Source organism: Streptomyces azureus (assembly GCF_001270025.1).
Lineage (GTDB): Bacteria > Actinomycetota > Actinomycetes > Streptomycetales > Streptomycetaceae > Streptomyces > Streptomyces azureus.
This window is the reverse complement of the sequence record NZ_DF968272.1, coordinates 1-947: the sequence shown is the minus strand read 5'-3', so window position 1 is coordinate 947 and position 947 is coordinate 1. Positions and strand designations below refer to the sequence as shown.

Below are 947 nucleotides of genomic sequence, written 5' to 3'. Positions count from 1 at the left end.
CTAGGGTCTGTTGCGAAAGTGGATCTTGTTCGTTGATGATGACGTGCTGTGGGACGTGGGGATCTGACGAACGGCCAGTGGGCCCGGCTTGAGCCTCTGCTACCGACGGGCATCAAGCCGGGGCGGCCGCAGGTGTGGACGCGGCGACAGCTGATAGACGGCATACGGTGGCGGACCCGGACCGGTGCTCCCTGGCGGGACGTGCCCGAACGTTACGGGCCGTGGGACCGGGTCTATGACCTGTTCCGGCGCTGGCAGCGGGACGGCACCTGGGCAAGGATCCTCACCCAGCTCCAGGCCGAGGCGGATGCGAAGGGCCTGATCACCTGGGAGGTCAACGTCGACTCCACTGTCTGCCGGGCTCATCAGCACGCCGCGGGAGCGGCGAAAAAGGGGACCTCCAGAAGGAACCGCCCGGCGGGATCTTCGTCGAGCCGGCCGACCACGGCCTCGGACGCTCCCGCGGTGGACTGACCAGCAAAATCCACCTTGCAGTCGAGCAGGGGCAGAAGCCCTTGTCCGTCGTGATCACGGCCGGGCAGCGGGGCGACTCCCCGCAGTTCGAAGCGGTCCTGGAAGCCATCCGGGTTCCGAGGCTGGGGCTCGGCAGGCCGCGCAAGCGCCCGGACCGGGTGCGTGCCGACAAGGCGTACGACTCCCGCGGCAATCGCTCCTACCTGCGCAGACGCGGGATCAAGGCCACCATTCCGGTTCCGGCGGACCGAGTCCGCAACCGGCTCAAGCGTGGATCGGGTGGCGGGCGGCCGCCGAAGTTCGACAAGGACGACTACAAGCAACGGCATGCGGTCGAGTGCGGGATCAACCGGCTCAAGCGCCACCGGGCCGTTGCCACTCGGTACGACAAACTCGCCGTCCGCTACGAAGCGACAGTGCTGGTCGCAGCCATCAACGAGTGGCTGTGACCAGCACTTTCACAACAGGCCCTA

1 protein-coding gene is annotated in these 947 nt (G+C 67.3%); it reads left to right on the top strand.

Features of this window, described 5'->3' with window-relative positions; genetic code table 11:
- The first annotated feature begins 48 nt into the window (after positions 1-48).
- Positions 49-923, top strand: a protein-coding gene (locus AOQ53_RS41160; protein WP_408055171.1) for an IS5 family transposase whose coding sequence is annotated in 2 segments (ribosomal slippage) — positions 49-442 and positions 442-923 — 876 coding nt in all. Because the reading frame shifts where the segments join, the coding sequence is not laid out codon by codon here.
- The last annotated feature ends 24 nt before the right edge of the window (positions 924-947 follow it).